General features: G+C 61.6%; 17 protein-coding genes. 12 read left to right on the top strand and 5 right to left on the bottom strand.

From position 1 onward, the window contains the following. The first annotated feature begins 2 nt into the window (after window positions 1-2). The gene (locus NKT35_RS06785) at window positions 3-1664 is read left to right on the top strand and encodes an AMP-binding protein (RefSeq protein ID WP_254300092.1); all 1662 of its coding nucleotides are present in this window, start codon (window positions 3-5) and stop codon (window positions 1662-1664) included. 46 nt (window positions 1665-1710) lie between these two features. Here the strand turns inward: NKT35_RS06785 and NKT35_RS06780 are convergent, their stop codons facing one another. Beyond that, on the bottom strand, window positions 1711-2532 hold the full coding sequence (locus tag NKT35_RS06780) for an HDOD domain-containing protein (RefSeq protein ID WP_254300090.1): 822 nt from the start codon (window positions 2530-2532) through the stop codon (window positions 1711-1713). A gap of 197 nt (window positions 2533-2729) precedes the next feature. Between NKT35_RS06780 and NKT35_RS06775 the strand changes: the two genes are divergently transcribed. Beyond that, complete coding sequence (locus NKT35_RS06775) at window positions 2730-4358, top strand: methyl-accepting chemotaxis protein (protein WP_254300088.1); 1629 nt, start codon at window positions 2730-2732, stop codon at window positions 4356-4358. On the opposite strand, the gene NKT35_RS06770 is transcribed toward NKT35_RS06775, so the two are convergent. Further along, the gene (locus NKT35_RS06770) at window positions 4355-6523 is read right to left on the bottom strand and encodes a peptidase domain-containing ABC transporter (protein ID WP_254300086.1); all 2169 of its coding nucleotides are present in this window, start codon (window positions 6521-6523) and stop codon (window positions 4355-4357) included. The two genes, NKT35_RS06775 and NKT35_RS06770, sit on opposite strands and share 4 nt — an antisense overlap. Window position 6524: 1 nt before the next feature. Further along, on the bottom strand, window positions 6525-7790 hold the full coding sequence (locus NKT35_RS06765; RefSeq protein ID WP_254300078.1) for an HlyD family secretion protein: 1266 nt from the start codon (window positions 7788-7790) through the stop codon (window positions 6525-6527). 714 nt (window positions 7791-8504) lie between these two features. Here NKT35_RS06765 and NKT35_RS06760 point away from each other — a divergent pair. The 5 genes from NKT35_RS06760 (at window position 8505) to NKT35_RS06740 (ending at window position 11052) form a co-directional block, all read left to right on the top strand. Further along, complete coding sequence (locus NKT35_RS06760) at window positions 8505-8924, top strand: hypothetical protein (protein ID WP_254300076.1); 420 nt, start codon at window positions 8505-8507, stop codon at window positions 8922-8924. After that, window positions 8905-9120, top strand: coding sequence for a hypothetical protein (locus NKT35_RS06755; RefSeq protein WP_254300074.1), 216 nt, complete (start codon window positions 8905-8907; stop codon window positions 9118-9120). The genes NKT35_RS06760 and NKT35_RS06755 overlap by 20 nt, the downstream gene beginning before the upstream one ends. A gap of 284 nt (window positions 9121-9404) precedes the next feature. Continuing rightward, window positions 9405-9620, top strand: a complete 216-nt coding sequence (locus NKT35_RS06750; RefSeq protein WP_254300073.1) for a hypothetical protein — start codon at window positions 9405-9407, stop codon at window positions 9618-9620. A gap of 81 nt (window positions 9621-9701) precedes the next feature. Then, window positions 9702-9929, top strand: coding sequence for a hypothetical protein (locus NKT35_RS06745; protein WP_254300071.1), 228 nt, complete (start codon window positions 9702-9704; stop codon window positions 9927-9929). 112 nt (window positions 9930-10041) lie between these two features. Beyond that, window positions 10042-11052 (top strand): ATP-grasp domain-containing protein, encoded by a 1011-nt coding sequence (locus NKT35_RS06740; protein ID WP_254300069.1) that lies wholly within the window; start codon window positions 10042-10044, stop codon window positions 11050-11052. 4 nt (window positions 11053-11056) lie between these two features. Here the strand turns inward: NKT35_RS06740 and thiE are convergent, their stop codons facing one another. Together thiE and thiD are read right to left on the bottom strand one after the other, a co-directional pair. Continuing rightward, window positions 11057-11677, bottom strand: coding sequence for a thiamine phosphate synthase (gene thiE / locus NKT35_RS06735; protein ID WP_254300068.1), 621 nt, complete (start codon window positions 11675-11677; stop codon window positions 11057-11059). Next, a complete protein-coding gene (gene thiD, locus NKT35_RS06730; RefSeq protein ID WP_254300066.1) occupies window positions 11661-12506 on the bottom strand; it encodes a bifunctional hydroxymethylpyrimidine kinase/phosphomethylpyrimidine kinase in 846 nt (281 codons plus the stop codon). Before thiD ends, thiE begins: the two co-directional genes overlap by 17 nt. A 74-nt stretch (window positions 12507-12580) precedes the next feature. Here thiD and NKT35_RS06725 point away from each other — a divergent pair, with 74 nt between their 5' ends. From NKT35_RS06725 to NKT35_RS06705, 5 genes are all read left to right on the top strand, one after another. Then, window positions 12581-12745, top strand: coding sequence for a rubredoxin (locus tag NKT35_RS06725; protein ID WP_043627301.1), 165 nt, complete (start codon window positions 12581-12583; stop codon window positions 12743-12745). Window positions 12746-12749: 4 nt separating this feature from the next. After that, on the top strand, window positions 12750-13577 hold the full coding sequence (locus NKT35_RS06720) for a M48 family metallopeptidase (protein ID WP_254300064.1): 828 nt from the start codon (window positions 12750-12752) through the stop codon (window positions 13575-13577). Between the two features lie 5 nt (window positions 13578-13582). Continuing rightward, complete coding sequence (locus tag NKT35_RS06715) at window positions 13583-13942, top strand: MmcQ/YjbR family DNA-binding protein (RefSeq protein WP_254300061.1); 360 nt, start codon at window positions 13583-13585, stop codon at window positions 13940-13942. Window positions 13943-14104: 162 nt separating this feature from the next. Next, window positions 14105-14287 (top strand): VOC family protein, encoded by a 183-nt coding sequence (locus NKT35_RS06710; protein WP_254300059.1) that lies wholly within the window; start codon window positions 14105-14107, stop codon window positions 14285-14287. Between the two features lie 7 nt (window positions 14288-14294). Further along, complete coding sequence (locus NKT35_RS06705) at window positions 14295-14711, top strand: CopD family protein (RefSeq protein WP_254300057.1); 417 nt, start codon at window positions 14295-14297, stop codon at window positions 14709-14711. Window position 14712 lies beyond the last annotated feature (1 nt).

Here is a 14712-nt window from a genome sequence, read left to right as displayed (position 1 = left end):
ACATGCAGGACTTTGCCCGTCACCCGGGAACGCCGGATCGCGTCGATGTTTTGCCGGCCCAGTCTCTGGGCCAGATGCTGGCGCAGACCGTTGCCCGATATCCCAGGCAGACCGCTTTCCACAATATGGGACGCGATCTGAGCTATCGCGAGCTGGACCGTCAAAGCGCCAAGCTGGCCGATTATTTCCGCCGGACGCTGAAACTGGCGCCGGGCGACCGGGTGGCCTTGATGATGCCCAATCTGCTGCAATATCCGGTGGCCTTGTATGCCGTGCTGCGCGCCGGCCTGGTGGCGGTCAACGTCAACCCGCTGTATACCCCGCGCGAACTGCATCATCAATTAGCCGATTCTGGCGCCGCCGCCATCGTGGCGCTGGAGAATTTCGCCTCGGTGGTGGAACAGGCCAAGGCGGATACGCCTTTGAAGCACGTCGTTCTGACCGCGGTGGGCGATTTGCTGCCGCCGCCCAAGCGCTGGCTGGTCAATGCCGTGGTCAAGCATGTGAAAAAGCTGGTGCCGCCCTACCGCCTGCCCGGCGCTCTCCGCTTCCGCGACGCGCTGGCGGGGGGGCAGGCCGAACGCTGGTGTGACGAGCCGCGAACCTTGGATGATCTGGCGATTCTGCAATACACCGGCGGCACCACCGGCGTGTCCAAGGGTGCGATGCTGACCCACCGCAATCTGCTGGCCAATGTCGAACAGGCCAGGCTGGTGTTGGGCGACGCCTTGCCGGAGGGACGGGCGGTAGTGGCTACGCCCTTGCCGCTGTACCACGTGTTCGCGCTGACGGTGAATTGTTTCCTGATCACCCGCCTGGGCGGCAACTGCCTGTTGATCACCAATCCGCGCGATCTGGACGGGCTAGTGGCCGAGCTGGCCAAGCATCCGGTGAATGCCTTCACTGGCGTCAATACGCTGTTCAATGCCTTGGTGCACCATCCGGGCTTCGCCAAGCTGGATTTCTCGCAGTGGAAAGTCGCCATCGGCGGCGGCGCGGCGGTGCAGCGCGCGGTGGCGGAGGGCTGGAGCAAGATCACCGGCTTGACGCTGCTGGAGGGCTATGGCTTGACCGAGGCTTCGCCGCTGGTGTCGGTCAATGCCTTGGCGACCGGCTATTACACCGGCACGGTAGGCCTGCCGGTGCCGGGCACCGAAGTGCAGCTGCGCGATGACGCCGGCCAGCCGGCGGCCGATGGCGAGCCGGGCGAGGTGTGCGTGCGCGGCCCGCAAGTGATGGCCGGCTATTGGCAGCGGCCTGAGGAGACCGCCAAGGTGTTCCAGGCCGACGGCTTCTTCGCCACCGGCGACATCGGCGTGCGCACTGCGGAAGGCATGCTGAAACTGGTGGATCGCAAGAAGGACATGGTGTTGGTGTCCGGCTTCAATGTGTATCCGAACGAGATCGAAGACGTGGTGGCCCAGCATCCCGGCGTGCGCGAGGTGGCCTGCATAGGCGTGCCTGACGAACGCAGCGGCGAGGCGGTGAAGATCGTGGTGGTGCGCAAGGACGCGGCCTTGCAGGCCGACGAGCTGCTGCGCTTCTGCCGCGAGAATCTTACCGGCTACAAAGTGCCGCGCCACGTGGAGTTCCGCGACGAGCTGCCCAAATCCAATGTCGGCAAGATTTTGCGGCGCGAGCTGCGCGCGGGCCAGACGGCCTGAACGGGCAGGCGGGAGGAGAGCCTGGTTTTCCTCCCGCGGCCGGGGCTTAGAACAAGTCGTCGGTGCGCGTGGCGGTTTCTTTTAGATTTTCCATTTCAGCCGATAGCGTTTCCCTGGCCAGGTTCAACCGCTCCAGCACCCGGTCCGGCAGGCTGACCAGCATCTCGTCGACGCTCATCTCGTTGCGAAAGCCGGAGACCAGGAAGGTGGCCAGGCCTATCAGCAGCGCGTAGGGCGAGGCGTCTTCGTTCAATAGATCGTGCTGGTTGTAGATCGCCTCCTGGATTTCGTCCGGGAAATTCCAGCGCCGTGCCAGCTCCGCGCCCAGCTCGGTCAAGTCCATGCCCAGCAGCATGCGCTCGGTGGCGATGCGGTCGGCGCCGCCGGCGACGATCTTGTCTATCTGCAGCGCCTGTTCCGGCACCGCCACATACAGCACCAGTTCGCCGATATTGGCCAGCAGGCCGCAGGTATAGCCCAGCTGCGCGTCCAGCTTGGCCAGTTTGGCCAGCAGCTTGGCGGTATTGGCCATGGCGAAGCAGCGCAGCCAGAAGGCTTTCATGTCGAAGCCCGGAATGCCCAGCGTGGCGCCGGTGATGCCGGAGGCGATGACCAGCACCCGCAGATTGTCGAAACCGAGCAGCAGCACCGCGTCGTCCAGCGAACCCACCTTGCGGCTGCTGCCAAAGCGCGCGCTATTGGCCAAACGCAGCACGCGCGCGGTCAATACCTGATCGTGGCCCACCTTGTCGCTGATCTCGTCGCTGTTGACATCGGTGCGATGGAAGCTGGCCACCAGCTCCTGCACGACTTTGGGCACCATCGGCAATTTGCCCGACGCCTTGTCGAAAATCTCCGCCACTTGCATCTGTTTTTTCCCCGCTGGCCTTGCAGGTTTGAGCTTAGGCAATCCGCGGCGGAAAGAGAAACCCGCATTGCCGTTGGCAAGTCACTGATATGCAAGGCTATCGTTTTACTTTGAATTTTGCGCTGAGTCGGGATGCGGACTATTTTTCAGCGTGAGGAGCCTGCGAACGTACGGGTTCGAACTTGCGGAGGCGCAAGATGTTGCACCAATTGTCTGTAAAGCAAAAGCTGCTGTTGGGATATGGCTTGTTGATCGTCATCCTGGCGGTGATCGTGGCGACGGCGGTGGCCAATCTCAGCGAGATGCAGGCCAATCGCCGCGAAATCACCAATAACCGCTATCCCAAGGCCGAACTGTGCAACAAGATCGTCGTCGCCACGCAAGAGGTATCCAAACGCATTCGCGACGCAGTCATTTCGGACAGCCCTTCGGAGATCGAATCCAACATCAGCAAGGTGGAAGCCTTGCGCGCCGAAAACACCGCCAGTCTCAACGAGCTGGACAAGACGCTGGTGTCGGTGAAAGGGCGCGGCATCCTGGAGCAGGCGCTGCAGGCCCGTTCCGCCTTGTCGGACTTGTATGCGCCCTTGTATCAGCTGATACGCGCCAACAAGGACCAGGAGTCCAAGGTTTTCTTGCAGAAGCGCTTCGCGCCGGCCATTGAGACCTTCTCGCAGAAATTCAATGAATTGAAAGCGTATCAGGACGGCAAGGTCAAAGAAGCGGTCGAGGCCAGCAATGCCGCTTACAACCAAGCGGTTTCCGTGGTGTTGACCGCGGCGGGCATCGCGCTGGCGGTGGCGATCGCCATCGCGCTGTTCATTTCCAATCTGGTGACCACGCCGCTACGCAAATCAGTGGAGCTGGTGCGCCATATCCAGGAGGGCGATTTGAGCGGCGAGGACGAACACCTGCCGCCCTCGCGCGACGAGGCGGTGGAGATCGCCCGCCATATCCAGAATATGCGGCAGGGCTTGCGCGAAGTAGTATCCAATATCCAGGACAACGCCAATCAGGTGTCGGATTCGGCGCATGAGCTGTCCAGCATGGCCCAGCAGGTGGCGCAAAGCGCTCAGAAACAGTCCGAAGCCACCTCTTCCGCCGCGGCGACGATCGAGCAGCTGACGGTCAGCATCAATCATGTGGCCGATAATTCCACCGCCGCGGCCGAGCAGGCGGAGGACGCCGGCAAGCTGGCGGGCAAGGGCGGCAGGACGGTGCAGGCCTCGGCGGGCCGCATCCAGTCGGTCAGCGACGCGGTGGCGTCCACTTCCGAGCAGATGCGCAGCCTGAGCGGCGAGGTGCAAAGGATAGGCAATATCGTCACCGTGATCCGCGACGTGGCCGACCAGACCAATCTCTTGGCCTTGAATGCGGCGATTGAGGCGGCGCGGGCCGGCGAGATGGGCCGCGGTTTCGCCGTGGTGGCGGACGAGGTGCGCAAGCTGGCGGAGCGGACAGCCAGTTCCGCGCAGGAGATCACCCAGATGATCACCTCCATCCAGCATGGCGCGGACCGGGTGGTGGGCAGCATGGAGCAAAGCCGGAACAGCGTGGAAGAAGTGGCCGGCAGCGCGCATGAGGCCAGCGACTCCATGCATGAGATCGAAGACAGCACCCGCGGCATCGTCGCCACCATAGGCAATATCAGCGGCGCGCTGACCGAGCAGCGCACCGCCAGCCTGAGCCTGGCGCAAAGCATGGAGCAGGTGTCGCAGATGGCGGAGTCAAACAGCGCGACGGTGGAGGAGCTGGCCACCACTTCCAGCCAGCTCAACGCCTTGTCGCACAACCTGCAGGCGGTGACCGCTCGTTTCCGGCTCTAGCCTGCTTGCTCCACGTTTTCCGACCCAGCCTGAGGATGGGCCTCAGGCTGCCGCGGAATGGCGTCATGGACGATCTTGCCTTGCTCCAGCACCACCACTCGTTCGGCCATGGCGATGGTTTCCGGACGGTGCGCCACCAATAGCCGCGTCATCGCGATGTCGCGCACGGCGGCGTTGACCAGCTTCTCGTTCCACACGTCCAGGTGGCTGGTGGCTTCATCCAGCACCAACAGCTTGGGCTGCTTGTACAGTGAGCGCGCCAGCAGGATGCGCTGTTTCTGTCCGCCGGACAGTCCGGAGCCGATGTCGCCGACCAGGGTGTTGTAGGTCATGGGCATGGCCATGATTTCCTGATGGATGGCTGCCAACTGGGCGCAGCGCTGGATGCGTTCCTGGCTGGGTTGCGGATCGAAAAAGCAGATATTGTCCGAAATGGAGCCGGCAAACAGCTGATCGTCCTGCATCACGGTGCCCAGCAGCTGGCGGTAGTTGCCCAGGCCCAGTTGCTTCAGCGGAATGCCGCCGATCAGGATTTCGCCCTCGGTGGGCTCCATCAAGCCCAGCATCAGTTTAAGCAGCGTGGTCTTGCCGCAGCCGGACGAACCGGTGATGGCCAGGCACTGGCCGGCCGGCACCGTCAGATTCATGTCTTTCAGCACATAGGGTTCGCTGTCTGAATAGCGAAAGGCGACGTTGCGAACCTCTATCGTCGGCGTGACCGTGGCGGGATCGATTTCCACATCGTTCAACTCCTGCTCCGGTTCGGTCAGCACGATGTCGGCCACCCGTTCGCCGTGCAGGCGCAGCATGCGCAGTTCGAACAGCTTGTCGATCAGCGCGGCGATGCGCTGGCTGAACTGGTCCTTGTAGCTGAGGAAGGCGAACAGCATGCCCACTGAGAACTGGTTGTTCATCACCGCCAGCGCCGCCAGCCACACCACGATCACCCGCTCGCCGCTGAACAGCAGGGTGTTGGCGGTCTGGAAGGAGATGGACAGTTTGGCGATGCGCAGATCGGCGTTGAACTGGTCGGCCAGCGCGTTGAGCCAGCCTATGCGGCGCTCTTCCTGGCGGCCGAACAGCCGCACGCTTTGCACGCCGCGGGCCGATTCGATGAAGTGGGTGTTCTGCTTGGCGGCGTGGATGATCTGTTCGGCGGTGGCTTCGCGCAGCGCGCGGAAGATGGACCAGCGCAACAGCACGTACAGCGCCACCGCGATCAGGCTGACTGCAGCCAGCGATGGGCTGTACAGAAACATCACGCCCAGCGTGGCCATGACCAGAATGCCGTCGATGACGCCTTCGACAAACTGGGTGGTCAGGCTTTTTTGTATGGTCTGGATGGAGCCGAAGCGGGACACGATATCGCCAAGGTGGCGCTTCTCGAACCAGGGCAGCGGCAGCCGCAGCAGGTGGGCGAAGGCGTTGCCCAGCCATTGGAAGTTCAGATTGGTGGCCAGCACGGTGGTGACCCAGGAACGCACCGCGCCGATGGCGGTTTGCAGCAGCACCAGCAGCAAAAAGCCCACGCCCAGCACGGTGACGAGGTCATGATCGGACGCCACCAGCGCCTCGTCCACCACCCACTGCAGATAAAATGGCGATACCAGCGCGCATACCTGCAGCGCCAGGCCCAGCAGCAATAGTTGCGACATGCCGTGGCCCAGCCCTTCCACCCGCCCCATCAGCGACAGCAGGGAAAACTTCTGTTTTTCCTCCGCCTTCTGGAAGGACGCGCCGGGTATCAGCTCCAGCGCCACGCCGGTGAAATGCTTGGATGCCTCGGCGAGCGGCAGCTTGCGCTCGCCCACCGCCGGGTCGTGAATCACGATGTATTGCCGGCTGACCTGCTTGAGCACCACGAAGTGGTTCATGTCCCAATGCAGCACGCAGGGCAGCTTCAGTTCCGGCAAGTGCTGCATGTCCAGCTTCAGCGGCCGCGGCTGCAGGCCCAGGCCTTGGGCCATGGCGATCAGGCTTTTCAGGGTGGCGCCCTTCAGCGATACCGAGAAGCGGCGGCGCATATTGGCCAAGTCGATGTGATGGCCCCAGTAACCGGCGATCATGGCCAGGCTGGCCAGGCCGCATTCGGCGGCTTCGGTTTGCAGCAGCATGGGCAGTCGTTTGTTTCCCCAAAACTTCAGGATGGGCTGCTTGTGGCTCATTTCAGACTTTCCCTGTGATGCTGTACAGCGGTTCCAACACCCATTCGTACAGTTTGCGTTTTTCCAACAGCACGCTGGCGTCCAGCATCATGCCGGCCTTGAGCGGCTGTTGCAGGCCATAGGTGGTGACGCTCTGGGTATCGAGTTTTACTTTCACCCGGTACAAGGTTTCATTATTGGTCTGCGCCAATCCCGGCATGCTGAGTTCGTCCGGCCGCAGCGCGGTATGCGATACCTCGCTGACCGTGCCGTGGAACTGGCCAAACTTCTGATAGGGATAGGCCTGATAGCGGATCAGCACCGTCATGCCGGGTTTGACGAAACCGGCTGAGCGCGAAGGCGCGTACAACTCCGCCTCCAGCGGCGAGCCGGCGGGCGACAGATTGGCCAGCGGCTGGTTGGCGGCCACGGTCTGGCCCGCTTGCACGGTGATGCCGCTGACCATGCCGGCCTGCGACGCGCGGATCAGCAGCTTGCGTTTGGCCTCGTTCTCGGTCAGATCCTGCTCCACCGAGTCGACATTGCGCTTAGCCGCGGCCTGGTCGCGTTCGGACTGGATTTGAAGGTCGCGCAAATCGGCGCGGTTGCTGTCTTGATCGCGCAACGTGGCGGCGCGGCTGCGCTGCAAGTCGGCCAGTCTGGATTGTTGATCGAGCAGCTCGGCCTGTTTGTCCTGCAAGCCGGCGGCGGAGATGAAATTGGCCTCCTGCAGCTTGCGGTTGCGTTGCACCGCCTGTTCCGCCAGCGCGATGCGGCGCTGTTGAAGAGCGATCAGCTCGTCGCTGCGCGCGACTTCTTTGTCCAGGTCCTCGATTCGGCGTTGCAGCGCCGTTATTTTTTGTTGCGCTTGCAGCCGCAGCACGCCTTGGTCCGAGGCCAGGCTGTCGCGCCGCGCTTGCAGCAAGGCGGTGATGGTGCGCTCGGCGTCGCCGCGGGTGGCGCTGGCGCGCTCATTGGACAGTTCGAACAGCACATCACCGGCCTTGACCATCTGCCCTTCCTGCACCTTGACGACCGACACCACGCCGCTCTGCGCCGGCATCACCCGGATCAAACCCTGGGTGGGCGCAAGCATGCCGGGCACCTGGGCTTTGCGGGAGTAGCTGAACAGGGCGAAGAACAACACGATGCACAGCGCGAGCAAGGTGAACAGGCCAGTCAGCCAGCGGAACGACACCGGGCGGGCCAGCACGATGCTGCCGAACTGGCGGGTGCCGACATGGGCCAGCGCTTCGGCGCGGAACAGGGGCGTGGGTGGGGTGGACATTGAGCTTTCTTACACTGGCAATGAGACTTGAAATGATAATGGCATTTAATGGTTAGGTGGTCAATGGCAAATTGTTGTATAACCGCCAGAAAATCTTAGACGTGAGTAAATATGCTTGTATCAGGATGGGTAGGAGCGAGTAAGGAAGGTATCGTTGCTATGGCATTGAATATGGTCACCAAAGCGAAGTGATTTGCGAGATTTTTATTGGAGATTTTTTCGCCTTTTAAGAACAGTGGAAGTTGAGAAAGAGATTGTAATATTGCGGCGAGTGCATTTGATAAATTGATATGGAGTGATATTTTGACGTGATCAATCATAAGAAATTGCGTCAAGCTAAGCCTTTTTTCATAGATGGCAATGGCGTGGGGCTTGATTGGTTCAATTAAATTCGTGCGGTTGCCAATTTGAATATTTTTGCTTCCGGTTCAAACGTAAAAGCAAATATTAGCAGATTAAATCGTGCAGCAATCAGGAGCTGTTTTGGAGAAGGTAATACTCTCGATGTGTCTAGTTGCTCTTGAGTGGGAAATACAGTCTGCAAAAAAGGGGAATAGACATTTTCATGCTGACTTGATCAGGATTTGATCTGAACGAAGGGCTTGAAGCCATCGCTCATAGCGATCTGATTCCGGGATGGGAGTGACAACGTGAGCATTGGATAATTCCTAAATGCCTCAGCGTTGATGCGCAACGACGCTGCGTGACCCATCCATGTCAGTCAATTTGATTGACTTGACTGTCAATTCAATGCAAAATGGATATAAATGCATTTTGAGTATTTGCGCCGGCATCAGCGCACCACTCCTTGCTGCAGGTCGGCAGCTATCTGGCAGAAGGCTGGGTGCAAGCGAAATGAACCGCATGTTGGCGGCGCCCTACGTTCGTTTGGGGGGCTGCATGGCTGTCATGCCGACACTCGTGGCGCCCAGGCGGTATCGCACGGCCTCTCGCCGGCGAGGCTATCGCCGAGGCGCGAATCCTGCCGGTTTCGACCAGGCAGAAAAAGGCACCGAATATTGGAAGCGCCTCTCGGCGCGGATTGCTGAATATCCCACGGGATATATCCAGAGCCGAAAGGCTCTTTGTTTTGGACCTGAAAAGAAAGACCGTGATGAAACAACAAAACTGTGATTTTGAAACGCAATTGGCTGCCAGCCTGGACATCGCCAAGGCTGTGCGTCTGGACGCCGCGGAAGTCGAACAAGTCAGCGGCGGTTTGAATGCCAAGGAGATCGCCGGCTTGTTCGCTAGCCAGCCGCTGACCGGCAAGGTGGTGCTGCCGCCGCCGCTGACCGGCAAGATCGTCGTCCCGACAGCCGGTAAATAAGCCGGTTCGGCTTGCGCGGCCGTCGTCCCGCTGGGGCTAGGCGGCCGTAGATTCCTCACTGACAACAAGCTGTACAGGCGAATGCCGCAAACAGCGTTTTTTGCATCCTTCCTCAGTCAATAGCTGTTTGGTTCAGCCGCGTCCGTCGCGCGCCAAGCTGGCGCGCGCAGCAGCGTTTTGATCGTTTCCCATCGGGGAGGCGGTCAGAGGGCGATGGCGGCAACGCTATCGGAATGGCAGTACAACATATTGATTGATTCATTTTTGATTTGAAGGAGCAGTCCATGCAACAGCAGCAACCATTGTTCGCCGCATTTCTGGAAGAGCATGAAATCGCCATGGTTGGCGGCGCGGGGCAAGTCACTACCTATGTGGTAGGCGAGGAAAGCCACAGCAATCCGGGCGATGGCACGAACACCACACCGCTGGTGGATCAGCACCACTTCACCACCATGGTGGTGGGCGAGGAGGAGCATGTGCCGCCGTTCATCGGCGCATAAGCTTTGCTCTGGCGCCATTGGCCGCCAGTTTCATTTTGGATAAGCGTTTTTTGCCTATTTTTGATATTTGGAGTGTTTAGCATGTCGCAACAGCAACCGTTGTTTGTCAGCTTTTTGGAAGACCATGAAATTGCCCAAGTGGGCGGTGCCGGCCAATACACCACCTTGGCGGTCGGCGAGGAAGGCCATGGCATTCCGGATTGGCTGAAGCCGGACGCAGCCACCACTTCGCCGCTGAACGACCTGATACATATGTCCACCATGGCGGTGGGCGAAGAAGGTCCGGTGCATTTCGACCCGAATGTCTGAGCATTGATTTGAGGTAGGGACGAGAGCCTGGCATGAGCCCGGCTCTTTTTTGCATTCATGACCGACAGATGCTTTTGGGATTGTTGGCTGGTTTTATTGGGAATGGAACAAAATGAAAGTGTTGGTGGTAACGCATAGCAATGACAAATATTGCCCGCCGTTGGTGATGGAGGCGCTGCAGAAGCAAGGCGCGCAGGCCATCCGGCTGGATACCGACTGTTTCCCGACCGAGGTGAAAATCAATCTGTCGTATCGAGGCGCTGAACGACGGATGTTCTTCAAGACGGCGGACGGCGACGTGGAGCTGGATGAGCTGGATGCGATTTATTGCCGGCGTTTCTCGCCCGCCGGCAAGCTGCCCGACGATATGGACATCCAGTACAAGCGCACCGTGCATCGCGAGTCCTACGCCACTTTGCTGGGCATGCTGTCCTGCAGCGATACCTTCCAGCTCGATCCTTACGACGTGGTCAGCCGCGCGGAAAACAAGCCGCTGCAATTGAAGTTGGCGCAGCAATTGGGTTTCACTGTGCCGGAAACGCTGAGCGGCAACGATCCCGAAGAGGTGCGCGCCTTTTTCCATCGCCATCCGGACGGAATCGTGGCCAAGGTGCTGAAGGCGTTTTCTATCCAGGAAGAAGGCCGCGAAATGGTGATGTACACCAACCGGCTGCAGGAATCCCATTTAGGCGAGCTGGACCGGCTGGCGCTAGGGCCGCTTACTTTTCAGCAACTGATTCCCAAGGCGCTGGAACTGCGCGTCACCGTTGTGGGCGAGCGCATCTTCGCCGCCTCGGTGGACTCGCAAGGCAGCGAAAAAAGTCAGACTGACTGGCGCCGCGATGGCCTGACCTTGCAGACGGCTTGGTCGCCGTATCAGCTGCCAATGGACGTCGAGCGCAAGATCTTACGGTTGATGGACATTCTGCAGCTCAATTACGGCGCGCTGGATTTCATCCTGACGCCGCAGGGCGAACTGGTGTTTCTGGAGATCAATCCGGCCGGAGAGTTTGTCTGGATGCAGACGTGCACCGGCTTCCCCATCGCCGACGCATTGGCCGAGGTGCTGCTGGGCAAGGCGCCGCGGCGCGAAACCTACCGTTTCGGCACGCCGCGCGCTTGAGTTGTCAGTGGCGGAATGCGGCTGCCAGCGCGGCAGCCGCTTGCTCCGGCGCATCCTGCTCGAACAGCCCGCCTATCACCGCGATGGCGGATGCCCCTGCGGCGGCGACTTGGCCGGCATTGGCGGCGGTGATGCCCCCTATCGCCACCGTGGGCGCGCCCAAGGACGCGGCGTCGCGGAATAGCGACAGCGGCGCGGCGACGGCGCCGGGTTTGGTCGGCGAGGGAAACACCGCGCCGAAAGCCACGTAGCCGGCGCCGGCGGCGATGGCTTTTTCCGCCAGATCCAGCCGGTTGTAGCAAGACGCGCCGATGACGGCGTCCGGTCCCAGCGCCGCGCGCGCGGCGGCGATGTCGCCGTCGTCGCGGCCCAGATGCACGCCGTCGGCGCCGGTGGCGATGGCCAGCCGCACATCGTCATTGACGATGAACAGCGCGCCGGCGTCGGCGCACAGCTGCCGCAAGGTGGAAGCTTGCTCCAGCCGGCGCGTCGGATCGCCGCTTTTGTCCCGATATTGCAACACGCGGGCGCCGCCCTTCAGCACGGCCGCCACGGCGTCGAACAAGCGGGCGCTGTCCCAGCCGTCCGGCGTGATCGCATACAAGCCCTCAACCCTTGGCGGCATCGCCTTCCTCCTCGTCCGAGGCGCGCGCCCAGAACATCCGGTCCGGCAAGAACTGGCCCATGCCGGGGCGGAAGCCGTTCAGCAGGGTCTGATAGGTGTATTCCTGCGCCTCGCGCACCGCCTCCGGCAGCAACAGGCCGGTGGCCAGCATGCCGGCTATGGCCGAGGCCAGCGTGCAGCCGGAGCCGTGGTAGCTGCCGGGCAGCCGTTCCCAGTGGTCCGCCCGCACCACGCCGTCCTGGCCGTACAGGCTGTTCACCACTTCCTTGGTATTCTCGTGGGTGCCGGTGATCAGCAGATAGGGGCAACCCAGCGCCAGGATGCGTTCGGCGCATTGGTCCAGCGTCAATTCCTCGTCTTCGTCCGGGTCGTTGCTGGCCAGCCGGCGCGCCTCCTGGCTGTTGGGGGTGAGGATGGACACCTGCGGGATCAGCATGTCGCGCATCGCCGAAATCACGTCCTCGTCCGCCAGATCATGGCCGCCGCCGCTGGCCAGCACTGGGTCCAGCACCACCGGGATGTCGGGGTAATCGGCGATCAGCTGCGACACCACGGCCACGTTTTCCACGCTGCCAAGCATGCCGATCTTGAACGCCGCCACCGGCATGTCCTCCATCAGAAAGCGGGCTTGGTCGTTGACCCAGTCCGAATCCAGCACCATCAGGTCGTTGACGCCGACGGTGTCTTGCACCGTAATGGCGGTAATGACCGACAGCGGGTGGCAGCCCAGGCTGGCCAGCGTCAGGATATCGGCCTGGATGCCGGCGCCGCCGGAGGGGTCGGAACCGGCCAGCGTCAGCACGGTTGGCGGGGAGGGAGGCGTGTTCAAGGGCGAACCTCTTTTGTTTTATTGCGGTGGCAGGATTTAGAATACCTATTTTATCCGAACCTGAGGGCGAAGCCATGCGTACCTGGATGTGTCTGATCTGCGGTTTCATCTACGACGAAGCGAGCGGTCGGCCGGAAGACGGCATTCCGCCGGGCACCCGTTGGGAAGATCTGCCGCCCAACTGGACCTGTCCGGACTGCGACGCGCGCAAGGACGATTTCCAGATGGTGGAAATCTAGTCTTATGGCCGGCAAGCAATCCCGTTGGCCGCGCCGGCTGAGCGCGGCGCTGCTGGCCGTCTGGCTGGCGGCTTGCGCTCAAGTCAACACCACCGGCGGCGGCTCGGTGGGCATCAGCCGCGGCCAGACCATGCTGCTGTCCAGCCAGGAAGTGGAGCAGATGTCGGCCAAGTCCTATGCTCAGCAGTTGGGCCAGGCGCGCGCCAAGGGACAGTTGAATACCGACGCCGAGCTGACCATGCGGGTGCGGCGCATCTCGCAGCGTTTGATCGCGCAGACGCCCACCTTCCGGCCGGACGCGCGCAACTGGCGCTGGGAAGTGAATGTGCTGCGCACCGACGATATGAACGCTTATGCGATGGCGGGCGGCAAGATCATGGTGTACAGCGGCCTGGTGAACGGCCTCAAGCTCAGCGACGCCGAGCTGGCGGCGGTGATAGGCCACGAGATTTCCCACGCCCTGCGTGAGCATACCCGCGAGAACATGAGCCAGGCCTACGCGCAGCAGCTGGGCCTGTCGCTGGTGGGCGCCTTGGCCGGCCTGAGCGCCGACCAGATGCAGCTGGCGTCCATGGTGACCGATGTGACCTTGAACAAGCCGCACAGCCGCACCATGGAGTCCGAGGCCGACATCATGGGCCTGGAGCTGATGGCGCGCGCCGGTTATGACCCCAACGCCGCCGTCAATGTGTGGAAAAAGATGCAGTCGGCCGGCAATGGTGGCGGACCGGAATTTTTGTCTACCCACCCGTCCGGCCCAACCCGCATCCGCGATCTGCAGGCGCGCATTCCGCAGGTCTGGCCTTTGTACCAGGTTGCGGCCAAAGGATGAGCCGCGTGAACGCCTTGCCTGAGGACCTGATCGGCGCGCTGCTGGCGTATGCCTGCGCCCTGCCCGGCGCCGAGTTCGACATCAAGTGGGGCGGCGCGCGGGTGGTCAGCATTTGCGGCAAGATGTTTCTGCTCTGCGGCGAGCAGGGCGTGAGCTACAAAGTGCCAGACGAGGATTTCCTGGCGCTGTCCGGTCTGCCCGGCGTGCGGCCTGCCCCGTATCTGGCGCGGGCGCGCTGGGTGCAGACGCTGACACTGGAAGCGCTGACGGCGGATGATCTGCGCGCCGGCATCGCCCGTTCGCGCGAGCTGGTATTGGCCAAGCTGCCCAAGGTGGCGCGGCTCAAGTATGGAGCGCCGGCATGAGCGCGGGCCCGATCGCGGCGGTATGGATTCCGGTGCCGGATTGGCGAGCCGGTTTGGCTTGGTATGGCCTGGCCTTTCCCGAAGCCCGCTGCATCGAGTTGCCGGCGTTTGATTTCGCTTGCCTGGCGTGGGACGGCATCCGGCTGGAGGTGGTCCAGTCCGATGCCCAATCGCCGCGGCACCGTGGAGTATTGGCGTTGCGACGACCTGGCCGCGCGCATGCTCCAGCTGGAGGGCTTGGGCGCGAGGCCGATGGTGATCGAGAACGGCCTGAGCATGTGCCAGTTGCAAGACCCTTGGGGCAATTTGATCGGCCTGCGCGGCCATTCATCATCTATTGGATAAGGCCATCGTGACCTACCTATATCTCAAAGCCTTCCATATTTTCTTTGTCGTCTCTTGGTTCGCCGGCCTGTTTTATCTGCCACGCTTGTTCGTCAACTTGGCCATGGCCGAGGAAAGGGCGGAGTACGACCGCCTGTTGCTGATGGCGCGCAAGCTCTACCGTTTCATGACGCCGTTGGGCGTATTGGCGCTGGCTACCGGCTTGGGCTTGTGGCTGGGGTTCGGCATTGCCGGCGGCTGGCTGCATGCCAAGCTGACGCTGGTGGCCGTGCTGGCGGGCTACCACGGCTATTGCGGCAAGCTGTACCGCGATTTCGCCGCCCGGCGAAATGGCAAGAGCCATGTCTGGTTCCGCGTGTTCAACGAGTTGCCGGTGCTGGTTTTGCTGGCGGTGGTGATCTTGGTGGTGGTGAAGCCGTTTTGAG

This window comes from Chromobacterium sp. IIBBL 290-4, from assembly GCF_024207115.1.
Taxonomy (GTDB): domain Bacteria; phylum Pseudomonadota; class Gammaproteobacteria; order Burkholderiales; family Chromobacteriaceae; genus Chromobacterium.
The sequence above is the reverse complement of the archived record's forward strand: the minus strand, read 5'-3'. Positions and strand labels throughout refer to the sequence as shown.